Source organism: Polaromonas sp. P4_F9 (assembly GCF_056401235.1).
On record NZ_JBFUJT010000007.1, the window covers coordinates 120,549 to 135,913 of the forward strand.

Sequence of the window (15,365 nt, forward strand, 5' to 3'; positions counted from 1 at the left end):
ATCTTGAGCGATATTTCAGCGTCAAAAACGCCTGTAACCCAGGAAGAACGAGCGCAGCAGGCTGCAAAAAGCATAGCGTCAGGCCTGCTGCTCGCCATCTTCGGCGCGATTGCCTTCAGCGGCAAGGCCATCATCGTCAAGCTCGCCTACCGCTACGGCGTGGATGCGGTCACGCTGATCATGTACCGCATGCTGTTTGCGCTGCCGATCTTTGCCGTCATGGCCTGGTGGGCCACCTATCGGCAAGGCGGTGGCGGCAAGGCGCCACTCACGCGCAAGGACTGGCTGGGAGTGCTCGGGCTGGGATTCACCGGCTACTACCTGGCGAGTTTTCTGGACTTTGCCGGCCTGGCCTACGTTACCGCTTCGCTGGAGCGGCTGATTCTTTACCTCAATCCCACCCTGGTCCTGCTGCTGGGCCTGGTCATGTACCAGCGCCGCGTGGCGGCCGGGCAGCTCATCGGCATGGCCATCAGCTACAGCGGCGTGGTGCTGGTGTTTGGCCACGAGATCACCTTGCAGGGTGCGGACGCCGCCTGGGGCGCGCTGCTGGTTTTCCTGAGCGCCGTCAGCTACGCGGTGTACCTGGTTTACAGCGGCGAGCTGGTCAGGCGCCTGGGCGCGTTGCGGCTGGTCGGGCTGGCGACCACGGTGGCCTGCCTGTTATGCCTGCTGCAGTTTGCGGTGCTCAGGCCGATGAGCGCTGCCGTGGTGGCGCCCGAGGTGATCTGGCTGTCGCTGCTCAACGCCACGCTGTGCACGGCCGTGCCGGTGCTGATGGTGATGATGGCGATAGAACGCATTGGCGCCAGCATGGCGGCGCAGACCGGCATGGTGGGGCCCATGTCCACCATCCTGATGGGCGTGCTGATTTTGGGCGAGCCCTTCACCGCCTGGGTGGCGGCGGGCACGGTGCTGGTGATTGCCGGCATCTTTGTCTTTTCCCGGGCGGCCAGGACCTGATCTCCCTGCGTCCGCGATATTCGACGTAACTCAGTATCATGGGCCACTCTGTTTTGCCAGTAACTTTCTAAGCAAGGAACGACTATGGATTTGGGTATTGCAGGCAAATGGGCGCTGGTGTGCGGCGCCAGCAAGGGTCTGGGCTTCGGCTGTGCGCAAGCGCTGGTGCATGAGGGCGTGAACGTGCTCATCGTGGCGCGCGGCGCCGAGGCGCTGGAAGCTGCTGCTGACAAATTAATAGCCGACAACACCCGCCACGACAGCCCTGATGTGCAATTTATTGCCGCGGATATCACCACGCCCGAAGGCCGCGCCGCGGTTTTTGCGGTGCGCAAGGATTTCGATATCGTGGTCACCAATGCCGGCGGTCCGCCACCGGGCGACTTCCGCGACTGGGACCGCGACGCCTGGATCAAGGCGGTGGATGCCAACATGCTGACCCCGATCGAATTGATCAAGGCCACGGTGGACGGCATGGCGGCGCGCGGTTTTGGCCGCATCGTCAACATCACCTCCAGCGCTGTCAAGTCGCCCATTGATATCCTGGGCTTGTCCAACGGCGCCCGCAGCGGCCTGACTGGCTTTGTCGCCGGCGTGGCGCGCAGCAAGCTGGCAGGGCAGGGCGTGACCATCAACAACCTGCTGCCCGGCTCGTTTGATACGGACCGGCTGCGGGGAAACATGAGCGGCGCGGCGCAGAAGACCGGCCAGCCGCTGGAAGCCATCATGGACTCGCGTCGCAAGAGCATTCCAGCCCAGCGTTTTGGAACATCCGAAGAGTTTGGGGCCATTTGCGCATTCCTGTGCAGCGTGCACGCGGGCTACATGACGGGTCAGAACGTGCTGGCCGACGGCGGTGCTTATCCGGGAACGTACTGAATAAAAACGCACTGGAAAGTACTACAAAAAGGTGCAACTGAGGCCCTTGGCATGCCTGAGGCCGGGCTTGGCGAACTCGTCCTACGCGGGCCTGTGTCAACTGCCGCCTATGCTTGCTCGTTAGGCAATACAGGCGTTTCGCAACGGAGGCGGAGCGTCGCCGGACGGCATGTCTAATTCTTAAAAATGGAGATCCCATGAAATCCCTCAAACTTTCCCTGACGCTACTTGTTGCAACTTCCCTGCTGTGCGGTGGCGCATGGGCCGAAAAGCCGGAATGGGCAGGAGAAGGTGGCGGTAAAGGCCAAAAGCACGAGAAAAAAAATCAAAAAGAGGGAAAAGGGTCGGGAGTAGTTGAAGGAACAGTGCAGGGATCAGGGCAGAAAAACCAGGTCACCCGAGCAGAGATTCGGGTCGGTGGGTTTTTTGCGGACCAGCAGCGCGTGGCGGTGCGTGAATACTACGTCGGGCAAGCCAAAACCGGTCGGTGCCCACCAGGGCTGGCCAAGAAAAACAACGGCTGCATGCCACCCGGCCAGGCAAAAAAATGGGCAATGGGCCAGCCTTTGCCGCGAGACGTCGTTTTCTACCCCGTGCCTCAAGCCGTGACGATACGCCTTGGCGTTCCTCCTTCCGGCTACAAGTATGTTCGGGTCGCGAGCGACATCCTGCTGATCGCCGTGGGCACCAGCATGGTGGTCGATGCCATCCAGGATCTCGGTTCGATGTGATGACCGCTGCGCGGGGTTCGGCGTCGACCCGGCCCCCGTGCTGGCCGTCGCACCTGCGCTGGTCGCAGTGACGGAGCGGCTTCCATCACACATGAAAACCCCATGGGAGCCAGCCGGCGCCCGTGGGGTTTTTTGCTATGACGGCGAAAACACCATGCAGACCGGGCTGCCGCAGTAGATCGACAGGCCTGTGGGCGACAGCAGGCCAGAGTTCTCATGCACAGTGAAGGGCACGATGCAGTCGCTGTCTTCGTTGAGTACAAAGAGCATGCGCCCATCGGGGCTTAAGGTGAAAAACCGTGGCGTGCGGCCCATGGAGGTTTCGGCGCCCATGAACTTCAGGCGCCCCGAGCCCGGCTCAATCTGGAATATCGCGATGCTGTCGTAGCCCCGGTTGGAGGCGTAGAGCGTGCGCCCCGCAGGGTCCACGACGATGCCCGAAGCGCGGCTGTTGCCGGTGAAATGATCGGGCAAGGCCGACAGAACCTGCAGGGGTTCCAGATCACCCGTTTCAGCGCTGAAACGGTATGCGGTCACGCTGGAGTCCAGCTCGTTCACCACATAGGCGAAGGGCTCCGTCGGATGAAAGGCGAGGTGGCGGGGGCCGGCGTTTTCACGCGTCGCGACTGACGCCCGGTCGGCCGGCTGAAGCCGGCCGTTGGCAAACCGGAAGCAGAAAATGCGGTCCAGTCCTTTGTCGGGTACGACAACAAAACGGCCGCTCGGGTCGAAAGGGTTGAAGTGAGGCTTGGAAAAGGGCTGCTCGGTTTTGTGGGGACCTGGCGTGCCTTCCAGCTGGACGATCTGGCTCACCTCGCCCAGCGAACCATCAAGGGCTACGGGCTGCACCGCGAGGCTTCCGCTCAAATGATTGGAAACGACCAGAAATCGTTCGGTCGGGTCCAGGGCCAGATGAACAGGGTTTTTTCCCCGACAACTCTGGCGATTCAGGAAGCGCAGTGTTCCGTCGCTCGCATCGATCCGGAACGCGCTCACCTCCTGCTGGTCTCCATGAATCACATAGAGCACGTCACCCTGGCGATTGCGGGCCAGGAACGACGGGTTGACCAGGTCTGCGACCACTTGTACCCGTTCCAGTTGCCCGGTGCCGGGGGCAAGCTTGAAGACGCTGATCCCTTCGCCCCGGGCATTGCGCTCGCGCGTGGTGCGGGAGCCGACATAGGCGTACATGGTGTTGTCTTTGCGAACCCGGGACGGGTCACTGCGCAGCGGCAGCGACAGAGGATGGGGCGACCGAGGCACCCTGGATGCCGTGGCGAACCAATGCCTCGGCCACAAAGCCGCTGGCTTTCATCTCCTCGACGTATTGGCGCAAGAGCTCCGCCGCTTCAGTCCCACGACCTTTCGGTGTGCCCATGGCCTGCTGGATCACCATGAAGCGGCCGGGCAGGAGACGCAGGCCGGGAAAGCGTTTGGCATCTGCTTCCAGTTGCTGCCTGACGCCTGCCGCCACCTCCAGGCCCTGTGCCACGAACACATCCACGACGGTCGGAGATGTCGGTGCCCGTACGATTTGCGCCTCGTGAAGTTCCCGGCTCAGGTACAGGTCGTAAGCACTGCCTTTGCCGACCGTGACCCGACGGCCCGGGCGATCGACCTCTTCATTGGACTGAATCGGTGAGTCCTGGGGCACCATGTAGCTGCCTTCAATCAGCACGTAGGGGGCTGTGAAGGATATTCCCTCGCCACGCAGCGGATCAATCGCAAAGAACCCGATATCAGCCTGCTCCTGGGTCACGGCATCCACGGATTTTCCCGCGGTGTCGAACACCACCAATTCGATCCCGACGCCAAGCCGTTCGGCGAAAGCCCGCGCCAGGTCGATCGACACGCCGACGGGCTCACCCGTTGCGGCATCACGGTTGGCGAGGATGGGGTTGCCCAGGTTGATGGAGGCCCGCAGCTTGCCGGTGGGCGTGAAGGCTTTGATGACCTGCGATGGAATGTTCATGGCGAGTTCCTGATACGTTCAAAAGTCAAAAGGGGTAACGCGAAAATGAGCTGCAGACAATGAAAAGCGACCTCAGGATTTGAGGAGGTCACTGATGTCTCCGAGATTTTTCAGGGTGCTGGACAAATGATTGCGCAAAGCTTCGGAGGCTTCTTCGTTGCGGTCTTTTTCCAGAAGGTCAAGCACGCCCAGATGCTGAAGGCAGTGTTCTTTATAGCGTTTGCGGTTCTGCATCGAGCGATAAGATAGCAAACGTCGCACGCGGTTGACGCGGCGTATCGTGTCGATGAAAAAAGGGTTGCCCGAGGCCTCTACCAGCGATTCATGGAAACGGACCCCGCGCTCATGAAGCTGGTCCGCCGTGTCTGTCTCGATGCCACCGTGCAGCAAATGCATTTCTGCGGCGCGGCAACGCGCTAGTACCTGTGGATCGAGGCGGTAGCCCGGTTCCAGCAGGGCTGCCGGCTCCAGTGCCAGCCGGAGGCGGTAGGACTGCAGCAGGCTGTCCGGCGTGGTGAGCATTGACGAGAAAACCCAGCCGTAGCCGGGTTTTCTATTCGCCCAGCCCTCCTGCGAAATGCGGCTCAGCACGGCCTGCAGCTGTGCCGAGGTCAATCCATAACGGTTCTTGATCAGAACCTCCGAGAATTCATCGGACAGCAGGCCCTTGAGCCGGTCGTCGGCTATCTGGAAGTAGACGCTGGTCACGACATCCGATTCGTCCAGCCCCCACTGCTCGGCCAGGTCGGCCACGGGCTGTGCGACCGATTTCGCCAGAAAGTAGCCCCGGTTGCGCTCGCGGCTCAACACGCCTTTTTCATGCAGCAGGCACAAGGCCTCATTGATGGGGGAGCGGGAGACGCGCAAACGATCGGCCAGCAGTTGCGCCGGCAGATGACCGCCAACCGCCAGCCCCTCGGCCTGGACGAACTCGATGATCTGGACAGGGATGGATTTTTCAGCCTTCATAGAGCCGGTATTCTGCCCCTGATCGCGCATGTCCTTCATGGGTTGACGGCCGCTGGCCTGGCCCGAGCATCTTGCGCCGCAATGGTCTTGCCCAAAATCGAAGGTATGACCCCTCCGTCGCGCAGCAACTGCACCTCAAGCTGTGTTTCCACGGCGGCCGTGGCCGGCAGGGCCTGGGTGCTTCCGTTGAGACGACGGACGCGCACCGCCACACTGCAGCGCGGAGCCAGGCTCTGCGGGTCGGCATCAATCTCGAGCCGGTCGCCGGGCTGGAGTTGCAGCGTGTGCGGATTGACGCCCGGCGCAAGCCGCAGCGGCAGAATGCCCATGCCGATCAGGTTGGAACGGTGGATGCGTTCAAAGCTCGCCGCCAGCACCGCCCGGATCCCCAGCAGGCGCTGGCCCTTGGCCGCCCAGTCGCGCGAGGAGCCTGTGCCATAACGCTCACCGGCGACGAGTACGACCGGGTCACCGTCGTTCCGATAGCGCTGCGCGACCTCCCATATCGGCTGCACGTCACCGCTGGGCACGTGCAGGGTGTGGGCCAGCGGCACGTCCGGCTTCAACAGGTTGACCAGTGTCTTGTTGTGGAAGGCTGCGCGCACCATCACTTCCCAGTTGCCGCGCCGGGAGGCAAAGACATTCAGGTCCCTGCGGTCGTCGCCGCGTTCGACCAGAAAGTCCGCCACCAGACTGTCCGGTGGAATGGCACTGGCCGGCGAAATGTGATCGGTGGTGATGTCGTCGCCCAGCACCAGCAGGGGATAGGCGCTGTAGCGGCCCAGTAGGCTGCCCTCCGTGACCGCCGCAAAGGGCGGGCGGCGCAGCGTGGTGGACTGCGCATCCCAGGGGAACAGCGGCGTGTCGGGCGCCTTCAGGGCGTGCCAGAGCGGATGGCGGCTGGCCATCTCGAAGTCGCGCCGGTAGTCGGTCGGGTCGCCGGCCAGCGCCAGGTGCGCATCGATTTCCTCGCGCGTGGGCCACAAGTCCTGGAGGAAAACATGCCGGCCGTCCGGCATGGTCTGCACTGGGTCGGTCCGGAGGTTTCGTTCGCCGTCACCCGCGAGGCCGAAGGCCACGACCAGCGGCGGCGACATGATGAAGCTCAGTTCGAGGTCGGGATGCACGCGCCCCGGAAAGTTGCGATTGCCCGACAGCACGGCCACCGCCTTGCTGTGGCCTGCCGCCTGCGCCTGGCGGATCGCCTCCGTGAGCGGGCCCGGATTGCCGATGCAGGTGGTGCAGCCGTAGCCCACGATGTCGAAACCGACCGCAGACAGGTCGTCGGCCAGTCCGGCCCGTTCCAGGTAGGACGCGGCAGCGGGTGACCCGGGCGCGAGGGAAGTCTTGACCCACGGCGGCGCCTTGAGACCGAACGCGCGCGCCTTGCGTGCGAGCAGCCCGGCGGCAATCAGCAGGCGTGGGTCAGAAGTGTTGGTGCAGCTGGTGATGGCGGCGATCGCCACGGGATGCCGCGGTATGTCTGCACTGGGCGCCGGCGGCACAAATCCCACTGCCGCCAGCGCTTTGGGTGTTTCTGAATAGTCGAGCAGGTCCTGCGGTCGGCGGGGGCCGGCTACGTGCATGCCAATCGCCTGGAGGTCGATCTCGATCGTGCGGGTGTAACGCGGCTCGGCTTCGGGGTCGAACCACAGTCCGGTGCGCCGCGTGTAGGCCTCCACCAGCGTGATGGCGTCTTCGCTGCGTCCGGTGCTGCGCAGGTAGTCCAGCGTGCGCTGGTCCACGGCAAAAAAGCCTGTCGTCGCGCCATACTCGGGCGCCATGTTGGCCACCACGGAGCGGTCGCCCGCGCTCAGCGTCGCGACACCGGGGCCGTAAAACTCCACGAAGTCGCCCGAGACACCGATCTGGCGCAGCCGCTGCGTCACCGTCAGCGCCAGGTCGGTGGACTGCGCGGCCGGTGGCAGCCTGCCGATGAGCCGTACGCCAACTACATCCGGAATGCGCAGCATGGTTGGCATGCCAAACATCACCGTCTGGGCCTCCAGCCCGCCCACGCCCCAGCCCAGCACGCCAATGCCATTGATCATCGGCGTGTGGCTGTCGGTGCCTATCATCATGTCGGGCACGGCCCACAGCCTGCCACCGCGCTCTTCGGTCGTCACCACCGTCGCGAGTTGCTCCAGGTTGATGGTGTGCATGATGCCGGTGCCTGGCGGGTGGATGCGGACGCCGCTGAGCACGCGGGACGCCCAGCGCAAAAAGCGGTAGCGCTCGCCGTTGCGGCGGATCTCGTGCTGCAGATTCAGCGTGACCGCGTCGCGCCGGGCATACACCTCCACCGCCAGCGAATGATCGATGGAGACATCGACGGGCAGGCCGGGGTTGAGTACCGACGGGTCCACGCCCGCCTCGTCCAGCGCGTTGCGCATGGCCGCAATGTCGACCAGCGCAGGCGTGCTGGTGGTGTCGTGCATCAGGACACGGCCGGGCTGAAAGGCCAGTTCGGCCTCGCTGGTGCCGTGCTCCAGCCATCCAAAGACTGCATCCACCGCGGCTTGCCGCTCATCGCCCTGCATGTTGCGAACGGCGTTTTCCAGCAACAGGCGCAGCACCACGGGCAGGCGCTTCAGACGCGCACCAAACAGCGCGGGCAAGTCGACCAGCGCATGGCTCTGGCCATTGACGAAAAGTTGCCCCCAAAGTTGTCCATCGGGGAATTTGTAGGTGTTTTCCATAATACGCATTTTGCATATTAACGCAATAAAATGCAATTAAGCGTAAACCCTAAACCCCAGTTTCAGCCTCACTCCAGGAGTTTTTCCGTGCAACTTTCGCGTCGTCATTTCTTCCTCCCCAGTCTGTTGATGGCTGCAGGCCTGGCCAGCCCGGTCGGGGTGCTGGCCCAGGACTATCCCGTCAAGCCCATCACCCTCGTGGTGCCCTTTTCGGCGGGCGGGGGCGTCGACACGATCGCGCGCCTGCTTGCCGAAAAGCTTCGTGTGTCGCTGAAGCAGTCCATCGTGGTGGACAACAAGGCCGGCGGCAGCGGCATGATTGGCGCGCAAGCCGTGGTGAGGGCTGCGCCCGACGGCTACACGCTTTTGTTGGGTTCAGCGGGCGAGACCGCCATCAATCCCTTTGTCTACAAGGGCCGGATGCAGTACACGCCGGCGAAAGACCTGGCGCCGATCACGCTGGTGACGCGCATTCCCAATGTGCTGGTCACCAGCCCGACGCTTCCGGTCAAGAACATGGAGGAGTTGATAGCGCACGCCAAAAAGAACCCCGGCAAGCTGTCTTATTCGACCAGCGGTGTCGGCAACCCCCAGCACCTCAATGGCGAACTGCTGGAGGAGCTTGCCGGTATCCACATGGTTCACATTCCCTACCGGGGCGCGGCAGGTCAATTGATTGACGTCACCTCGGGCACGGTCGACATGACCTTTGTCAGCTACGCCGCGGCCAAGGGCTTCATCCAGAGCGGCAAGGTCAAGGCCATCGCCGTGACCTCGGCCAGGCGCGCCAGCTTTGCGCCGGAGATCCCTGCCATCGCCGAGTACAAGCCGCTGGCCAGATACCAGCTGGAAAACTGGTTTGGCCTGTTTGCGCCGGCAGGCACGCCAGACGCCGTACAGCAAAAGCTCAATGCGGCGGTCACGCAGGCCTTGCGTGATCCGGAGCTGGCAAAAAAACTCCGGGAGCAGGGCGGAGAGCCTGCTCCCATGACGGCGCAGGAGTTTCGTGACTTCATCAAGACCGAGGCCGTGCAGTTCGAACGCATTGTCAGAACGGCCAACATCACGGCGGAATAGGCCGCACCTGCCCTTTTCCCTTCATTTCCTTCTTTTTTCTTTTCCCCTTCACATGACCTTCAACCAGGAGACCTTCATGCATCGCAAGACCTTTCTGAAAATTTCCGGCCTCCTGCTGGGCTGCCTGGCCGCTTTGCCCGCGCTGTCGCAAGACTATCCAGCCAAGCCCGTGACCGTGGTCGTGGCTTATGCCGCTGGCGGCAACAACGACATCCGCGCCCGCATGCTGGGCGTGGAGGTTGCCAAAACCTTGGGCAAGAGCATCATCATTGAGAACAAACCCGGCGCCAGCGGCAACATCGGCCACGACTTCGTCGCGCGCGCCGCCACGGATGGCTACACGCTGGGCATAGGCGCGATGGGCCCGATGGCGGTGAATGCGGCTATCTACCCCAAGGTGCCGTTCGACGCGGTCAAGGACTTCACGCCCATCGTCCTGATCGAAAAGGCGCCGCTGGTGCTCGTCACCCGCACCGACAAGCCCTTCAAGTCGGTGAAAGACGTCGTCATGGCGGCGAAGGCCAAACCAGGCTTGCTGACTATCGGCAACGCCGGCGCGGGCGGCGCGCACCATCTGAGCGCCGAGTTGTTCAAGCAGACGGCGGGCATCTTCATGTTGTCCGTGCCGTACAAGGGGGGTGGCCCGGCCGCCAGCGCCCTGCTGGCGGGCGAGGTGGACCTGATGTTCGAGCAAACCTATGCGGCCCTGCCCTCGATCCAGGCCGGCAAGACGCGCCCGCTCGCTGTCACCAGCGACAAGCGTCTGCCCAGCCTGCCCGATGTGCCGACCATGGCCGAGCTTGGCTACCCGCAGGCCACGGTTTCAAACTGGCTCGGCCTGATCGGGCCCAAGGGGCTGTCGCCCGCCGTGGTCCGCAAACTCAACGAGGCCTACAACAGTGCGCTGGCCTTGCCCGATATCCGGGAAAAAATCGCAGGCCCCGGCAACGTGGTCGGTGGCGGCACGCCTGAAGAGTTTGCGGCGTTTATAGCGGCCGAGAACAAGCGCTGGGCGGCGCTCGTGAAGGTGGCCGGCATCAAGCTGGAGTAGGCGGGCTTGTTGACGGAGGCATGGCGCCTGCAACGTGGCTTCATCGACTCAGTCGGCTTCAGTAGGCTTTAGTAGGCTTTAGTTGACCTGGGTCAGCCTCATTTGTGCCCACACCGAGCTTGGTGATGCGTGCGGTGTTGAGATGCTGGCGCAGAAACTGCGAGGCCTCCATGCGCTCGCCCCGGACCAGCAGGTCAATCAGCACCAGATGCTCCTCGCACTGGCGGTGCAGGCGCGAACGGTCCAGTCGCGTGCCGTACTCGACCACCCGGCGCATCTGGTTGACGGTGCGCAGCGAATCGGTGAGGAACTGGTTGTTCGCGCCGGCGATCATGGTCTCGTGAAAGTGCACGCCCGCGCGAAAGAGTTCGGTCGGCGTGCAGCGTTCAATGCCGCCTTGCAGGAGGTCGATTTGTTCGCGCCGGCATTTCTCCAGCTCGGCCAGGTCCACCTGGTAGCCCGGCTCCAGCAGCGCCGCCGGCTCGATGATCATGCGAAAGCGGTAGCTCTCGCGGTGTGACTCGGCGCTGCTCAGCAAGGGCCGGAAAATCCAGCCGCGCCCAGGCTTGCGGTCAATCATGCTTTCGCGCGCCATGCGGTTCAGGATGCGCTGCACCTGCAGGCGCGCCAGCCCGTAGCGGGACATCAGGTCGGCCTCGGCGATCTCGTCTTTCAGCAGGCCGCTGATGCGGTCATTGGCGATTTTGAGGTAGATCTCCTCCTCGGATGCCCGCTCGGCCGGCAGTGCCAGGTCGTGCAGTTCCGAGGGCATCTTGGCGACTTGGAAGCCGCGGTGGGGCGCCGACTGAACGACGCCGCTGGCCTGCAGGTATTGCAGCGCCTTGCGTACCGGCGACCGGGACACGCCCAACGCGTCACACAGGGCCTGTTCGGTCAACCGATGGCCGACGGCATGCTGTTCGCGCCGAATGATCTCCACGATGTGGGTGGCCAGGGCCGGAATGAGCGGACTGACTTTGCTGGAGGGGGGTTCGGAGAGCATGTGCGGAAGAAAAATGGTCGTGTGACACGCCAGACTGTACATGGCTGGCTGATTCCTGCCCTGCGTGCCGCAGGGCAGGGCGTCAGCCGGGCCAGACCACCTTTAATCTGACGCGACGGCCTGGGCGACCGCCCGGCCGAAGGCCTGGCAGCCCATGGTGCCGCCGATGTCACGGGTTCGCGTCGCCGGGTTGGCCAGCACCTGGTCCACCGCGGCGGCCATCGCATCGCCTGCCTGCTGCAGGGCGGCATGGCCACGCTTGTCCCCTGTCCAGCGCACCATCATGGCCACCGAAAGAATCATGGAGGTGGGGTTGGCGATGTCCTGGCCTGCAATGGTGGGTGCCGAGCCGTGCTGCGCCTGCGCGCAGCACAGGTCGTCGCTGGCCATCACCGAGCCGGCGAGCCCGAGGCTGCCGGAGAGTTCACTGGCCAGATCCGACAGGATGTCGCCATAAAAGTTGGTGGCCACCAGCACGTCAAAGCGCTCGGGCTCGCGCACCAAGTGGGCCGTCGAGGCATCGACCAGCAGGTCATCGAGCTGCACTTCGGGGAAGTCCCTGGCCACGTGGCGCACCGCCTCCAGGAAGAGCCCATCGGTCATGTGAAAGCTGTTGGCCTTGTGGATGGCCGTGACTTTCTTGCGGCGGGTCATGGCCAGCTCGAAGGCGCGGCGTGCAATGCGTTCGCTGCAATGGCGGGTGATCTTGCGGGTGGACAGCGCCATGTCGGGGCTGGGCATGACCTCGCCCCAGCCACGGCTCATGTTGCGGTCCGGGTAAAAGCCTTCCGTCGCCTCGCGCATGATCACCAGGTCCATGGACCGGCCCTCGCGCAGGTTGGAGGGCAGGTAGGGGCGGGTGCGGGCAGGGCGCACGTTGGCGTAGAGGTCCAGCCCGACGCGAAAACCCGCCGACACGTTTCGGCCGCCCTGCTCAGGCGCCGGGTAGTCGGCGTGCGATTGCGTGCCCAGGATGATGCCGTCGCAGGTTCTGGCTTTGTCCAGGACCTCCTGGCGCAGCGTGGTGCCATGGGCCTTCAGGCTGTCGAAGCCCACGCTTTCATGGTCAAAGGTCAAGGACAGCTTGAAGCGTGCAGCGGCCGCTTCCAGGACCCCGACCGAGGCGGCAACGATTTCGGGGCCAATACCGTCACACGGCAATACGATGAATTTCAATGTAAGTCTCCAGTTGGTTGGGGTGGGGGTAGGAAGAAGGAAGGAAGTAGGAAGTGGGGCGGTAGTTTCAATGCGAGCCGGACAGCCTAGCCTTGAGGCGGCGCACGGCGCTGTCGGGGCTGGTGAGAACGGGCCGGTCCGTCGTGGCGGCCACCAGGCTCCGGGCCCGGGCCATGGAGAACTGCCCCATCATCAGCACGTCGCAAGTCGCCAGTGCCCTGGCCTGCTCCACAACCAGCCGGTCGTGGGTCGCGACATCGCCGGCATTCAGGGCCTCCATGGCGTCCGGTGCGCAGGCGCTCTCCACCTGGACGGGCAGGTTGCGCTGGCATGCAACAGCCAGCAGTTCTTCGCGCAGGGCGCGCGCGGCCGGTGCAAACGTGGTCAACAGGCCAATGCGGCCCTCCCTGCCGAGCCCGGCGCAGATCGCCAGGGCCTCATCGAACATCGCTTCATTGGGCTTGAGCGTTGGCAGACCGACCACGCGCCCCGCTTCGTCAATGGCGGGGCCAAACGCAGAGCAGGTGAACAGGATGCCGTGGGCGCCCCAATTCCTGGCGTAGTGCGCCAGGCTCACCATGCGCGCGACCATGCCCTCCGTCAGCGAGCCCGCGCCGGCGAGGTCCTGCGACAGCCGGTCATCCAGCAGGTTCATGCGCTGCACCTGCGGCCAGAGGCGATCAAAAGCGTCTGCCACCGGCTGCAGGGCAAGCGATGTTCCATGTATTAATGATATTTTTAGTTCAATCATTATTCGATTTAAGCTTGATTTAGTAGAATTAATTGTACTATAAAATTTATTGGTACAATTAATAGTGTATCGCCGCGTGCGGTGGTACATCGCCGCACCCGCCAGCCGATGGCACCAATCAACAGGAGACAATTCATGCCCGATCAACACCCCGCTGCCCGTCCCTTTGCGCCCAGGCGCTCCTTCCTGGTGGCTGCCAGCCTGCTCTTGCTGCCTGTCCTGGCCCACGCGCAGGATGCGGCCAGGGACTACCCCAGTAAAACGATCACCCTGATCGTTCCCTATGCCGCCGGTGGAAGTTCGGATGTGCGCGCCCGCCAGATCGCCCAGAAATTGGCTGTCTATTTCGGCCAGTCCGTGATCGTGGACAACAAGCCGGGGGCGAACGGCAATATCGGCACTAATGCGATTGCCAAGGCCGTGCCGGACGGTTACACCATCGGTTTGGGCAATCTGGCGCCACTGGCGGTCAACAAGACCTTGCTGCCCAACACGCCGTTTGATCCAGCCACCGATCTGGTACCCGTCATCCTGCTGGAGAAAGGCCCGCTGGTCCTGGTCGTCAATGCGGACAAATCACCTTACAAGAGCCTCGCGGACCTGGTCAGCGCCCTCAAGGCCGCGCCGGGCAAGATGAGCTATGCCTCGGCGGGCTCGGGTGGCTCGTTCCACCTGGCGGGCGAGATGTTCAAGTCCTCGGTCGGTGCGTCTGCGGTTCACATCCCTTACCGCGGCGGCGGCCCTGCGACCAACGACCTGCTGGCCGGTCAGGTGGACTACATGTTCGACATGGTCCCTGCGGCGCTGGGTTACCTGAAGTCCTCGCCGCCCAAGTTGCGGCCCCTGGCGGTGGCCAATGACAAGCGCCTGCCCTCCCTGCCCGACGTGCCCACCTTCGCGGAGCTGGGCGTGAAGGAGATGGAAATTTCCAACTGGTTCGGCATCGTGGCGCCCAAGGGCACGCCCAAGCCGATCGTGGACAAACTCAATCAGGCGATCAACCGCGCCCTGCAGGAGCCCGACCTGGTGCAGCGCATCACCGCGCCCGGCAATGTGGTGGGCGGTGGCGACGCCAAGGCCTTTGGAGATTTTGTGTCGGCCGAGTCGAATCGCTGGAGCAAACTGATCAGGGACAAGGGCATCAAGCCCGAGTGAGCAGCCGACCGGTCGGGCGGATCCGGGATGAACGGCGAGGCGGCTGCGCCCACAGTGCAAAATGGCTCCCATGAAACCACCCAAGCGACTGCAGTCATTGATCGAGGAAGGCCTGATCGACACAGTCGTGCGTCAGCTCATGAGCGGCAAGGAGGCCATGGTTTACGTGGTGCGCTGTGGCGGCGAAACCCGCTGCGCCAAGGTCTACAAAGAGGCCACGGAGCGCAGCTTCCGGCAGGCGGTTGACTACACCGAAAACCGCAAGGTCAAAAACACCCGCCAGGCCCGCGCCATGGCCAAGGGCACCCGCTTTGGCCGGCAGGCGCAAGAAGCCGCCTGGCAAAGCGCCGAGGTCGATGCACTGTATCGCCTGGCCGCCGCTGGCGTGCGTGTGCCCCGGCCCCACAACTTCTGCGACGGCGTGCTGTTGATGGAGCTGGTGACCGACGAGCACGGCGACGCCGCCCCGCGGCTCAATGACGTGGAGTTCACACTCGAGCAGGCGCGCACGCACCACGGGACGCTGTTGATCGAGGTGGTACGCATGCTGTGCGCCGGCGTCGTGCATGGCGACCTGTCGGAGTTCAACATCCTGCTGGGCAGCGAACAGGGCGTGGACGGCCCGGTGATCATCGACCTGCCCCAGGCCGTGGACGCCGCCGGCAACAACCACGCCAAACGCATGCTGCTGCGCGATGTGGACAACCTGCGCGGTTTTTTCGGCCGCTTTGCACCCGAGTTGCTGCACACCGACTTTGGCCTGGAGATCTGGGCCTTGTATGAACGCGGCGTGCTGGACCCTGAGGTGGTTCTCACCGGCCGGTTTGAGCGCAAGGCCGGAGCGGTGGATGTGGGCGGCGTGATGCGCGAGATTGACGATGCGCGTGCCGAGGAAGCGGCGCGGCGGGTGCGCATGCAGGCTGTTGGATGAGCGGCCGG

The 15,365-nt window shown here is 63.6% G+C and carries 14 protein-coding genes; 7 read left to right on the top strand and 7 right to left on the bottom strand.

What is annotated here, in order from left to right:
• The first annotated feature begins 3 nt into the window (after window positions 1–3).
• From AC1DUB_RS08490 to AC1DUB_RS08500, 3 genes are all read left to right on the top strand, one after another.
• A complete protein-coding gene (locus AC1DUB_RS08490) occupies window positions 4–963 on the top strand; it encodes a DMT family transporter (RefSeq protein WP_477729177.1) in 960 nt (319 codons plus the stop codon).
• Window positions 964–1,047: 84 nt separating this feature from the next.
• Window positions 1,048–1,842, top strand: coding sequence for an SDR family oxidoreductase (locus tag AC1DUB_RS08495; RefSeq protein WP_477729178.1), 795 nt, complete (start codon window positions 1,048–1,050; stop codon window positions 1,840–1,842).
• Window positions 1,843–2,039: 197 nt separating this feature from the next.
• Entirely contained in the window at window positions 2,040–2,573 is a 534-nt protein-coding gene (locus AC1DUB_RS08500) for a hypothetical protein (protein ID WP_477729179.1), read from the top strand.
• Window positions 2,574–2,708: 135 nt separating this feature from the next.
• On the opposite strand, the gene AC1DUB_RS08505 is transcribed toward AC1DUB_RS08500, so the two are convergent.
• The 4 genes from AC1DUB_RS08505 to acnA all read right to left on the bottom strand — a co-directional run bounded on the left by AC1DUB_RS08505 (window position 2,709) and on the right by acnA (window position 8,213).
• A complete protein-coding gene (locus AC1DUB_RS08505) occupies window positions 2,709–3,764 on the bottom strand; it encodes a lactonase family protein (protein WP_477729180.1) in 1,056 nt (351 codons plus the stop codon).
• A gap of 28 nt (window positions 3,765–3,792) precedes the next feature.
• Entirely contained in the window at window positions 3,793–4,545 is a 753-nt protein-coding gene (locus AC1DUB_RS08510; RefSeq protein WP_477729181.1) for an ABC transporter substrate-binding protein, read from the bottom strand.
• A 72-nt stretch (window positions 4,546–4,617) separates the two neighbouring features.
• Window positions 4,618–5,514: a GntR family transcriptional regulator gene (locus AC1DUB_RS08515; RefSeq protein ID WP_477729182.1), complete on the bottom strand. Its 897-nt coding sequence runs from the start codon at window positions 5,512–5,514 to the stop codon at window positions 4,618–4,620.
• 35 nt (window positions 5,515–5,549) lie between these two features.
• Window positions 5,550–8,213: an aconitate hydratase AcnA gene (gene acnA, locus AC1DUB_RS08520; RefSeq protein ID WP_477729183.1), complete on the bottom strand. Its 2,664-nt coding sequence runs from the start codon at window positions 8,211–8,213 to the stop codon at window positions 5,550–5,552.
• 129 nt (window positions 8,214–8,342) lie between these two features.
• Here acnA and AC1DUB_RS08525 point away from each other — a divergent pair, with 129 nt between their 5' ends.
• Together AC1DUB_RS08525 and AC1DUB_RS08530 are read left to right on the top strand one after the other, a co-directional pair.
• Complete coding sequence (locus AC1DUB_RS08525) at window positions 8,343–9,290, top strand: Bug family tripartite tricarboxylate transporter substrate binding protein (protein ID WP_477729238.1); 948 nt, start codon at window positions 8,343–8,345, stop codon at window positions 9,288–9,290.
• Window positions 9,291–9,366: 76 nt separating this feature from the next.
• Window positions 9,367–10,341 (top strand): Bug family tripartite tricarboxylate transporter substrate binding protein, encoded by a 975-nt coding sequence (locus AC1DUB_RS08530; protein ID WP_477729184.1) that lies wholly within the window; start codon window positions 9,367–9,369, stop codon window positions 10,339–10,341.
• A gap of 58 nt (window positions 10,342–10,399) precedes the next feature.
• On the opposite strand, the gene AC1DUB_RS08535 is transcribed toward AC1DUB_RS08530, so the two are convergent.
• The 3 genes from AC1DUB_RS08535 to AC1DUB_RS08545 all read right to left on the bottom strand — a co-directional run bounded on the left by AC1DUB_RS08535 (window position 10,400) and on the right by AC1DUB_RS08545 (window position 13,175).
• Window positions 10,400–11,386, bottom strand: coding sequence for a GntR family transcriptional regulator (locus AC1DUB_RS08535; protein ID WP_477729185.1), 987 nt, complete (start codon window positions 11,384–11,386; stop codon window positions 10,400–10,402).
• 60 nt (window positions 11,387–11,446) lie between these two features.
• A complete protein-coding gene (locus AC1DUB_RS08540; RefSeq protein ID WP_477729186.1) occupies window positions 11,447–12,520 on the bottom strand; it encodes an isocitrate/isopropylmalate dehydrogenase family protein in 1,074 nt (357 codons plus the stop codon).
• Between the two features lie 67 nt (window positions 12,521–12,587).
• Window positions 12,588–13,175, bottom strand: a complete 588-nt coding sequence (locus tag AC1DUB_RS08545; RefSeq protein WP_477729187.1) for an aspartate/glutamate racemase family protein — start codon at window positions 13,173–13,175, stop codon at window positions 12,588–12,590.
• Window positions 13,176–13,406: 231 nt separating this feature from the next.
• On the opposite strand from AC1DUB_RS08545, the gene AC1DUB_RS08550 reads away from it, so the two are divergent.
• Both AC1DUB_RS08550 and AC1DUB_RS08555 read left to right on the top strand, forming a co-directional pair.
• Window positions 13,407–14,426, top strand: coding sequence for a Bug family tripartite tricarboxylate transporter substrate binding protein (locus AC1DUB_RS08550; RefSeq protein WP_477729188.1), 1,020 nt, complete (start codon window positions 13,407–13,409; stop codon window positions 14,424–14,426).
• A 70-nt stretch (window positions 14,427–14,496) separates the two neighbouring features.
• Window positions 14,497–15,357, top strand: coding sequence for a PA4780 family RIO1-like protein kinase (locus AC1DUB_RS08555; protein WP_477729189.1), 861 nt, complete (start codon window positions 14,497–14,499; stop codon window positions 15,355–15,357).
• Window positions 15,358–15,365: the final 8 nt, after the last annotated feature.

Excerpts from the sequence above, each read along its gene's own strand:
- AC1DUB_RS08495 (WP_477729178.1), top strand. The coding sequence starts at position 1,048 with ATGGATTTGGGTATTGCAGGCAAATGGGCGCTGGTGTGCGGCGCCAGC.
- AC1DUB_RS08500 (WP_477729179.1), top strand. The coding sequence starts at position 2,040 with ATGAAATCCCTCAAACTTTCCCTGACGCTACTTGTTGCAACTTCCCTG.
- AC1DUB_RS08505 (WP_477729180.1), bottom strand. The coding sequence starts at position 3,764 with ATGTACGCCTATGTCGGCTCCCGCACCACGCGCGAGCGCAATGCCCGG.
- AC1DUB_RS08510 (WP_477729181.1), bottom strand. The coding sequence starts at position 4,545 with ATGAACATTCCATCGCAGGTCATCAAAGCCTTCACGCCCACCGGCAAG.
- AC1DUB_RS08515 (WP_477729182.1), bottom strand. The coding sequence starts at position 5,514 with ATGAAGGCTGAAAAATCCATCCCTGTCCAGATCATCGAGTTCGTCCAG.
- acnA (WP_477729183.1), bottom strand. The coding sequence starts at position 8,213 with ATGGAAAACACCTACAAATTCCCCGATGGACAACTTTGGGGGCAACTT.
- AC1DUB_RS08525 (WP_477729238.1), top strand. The coding sequence starts at position 8,343 with ATGGCTGCAGGCCTGGCCAGCCCGGTCGGGGTGCTGGCCCAGGACTAT.
- AC1DUB_RS08530 (WP_477729184.1), top strand. The coding sequence starts at position 9,367 with ATGCATCGCAAGACCTTTCTGAAAATTTCCGGCCTCCTGCTGGGCTGC.
- AC1DUB_RS08535 (WP_477729185.1), bottom strand. The coding sequence starts at position 11,386 with ATGTACAGTCTGGCGTGTCACACGACCATTTTTCTTCCGCACATGCTC.
- AC1DUB_RS08545 (WP_477729187.1), bottom strand. The coding sequence starts at position 13,175 with ATGAACCTGCTGGATGACCGGCTGTCGCAGGACCTCGCCGGCGCGGGC.
- AC1DUB_RS08550 (WP_477729188.1), top strand. The coding sequence starts at position 13,407 with ATGCCCGATCAACACCCCGCTGCCCGTCCCTTTGCGCCCAGGCGCTCC.
- AC1DUB_RS08555 (WP_477729189.1), top strand. The coding sequence starts at position 14,497 with ATGAAACCACCCAAGCGACTGCAGTCATTGATCGAGGAAGGCCTGATC.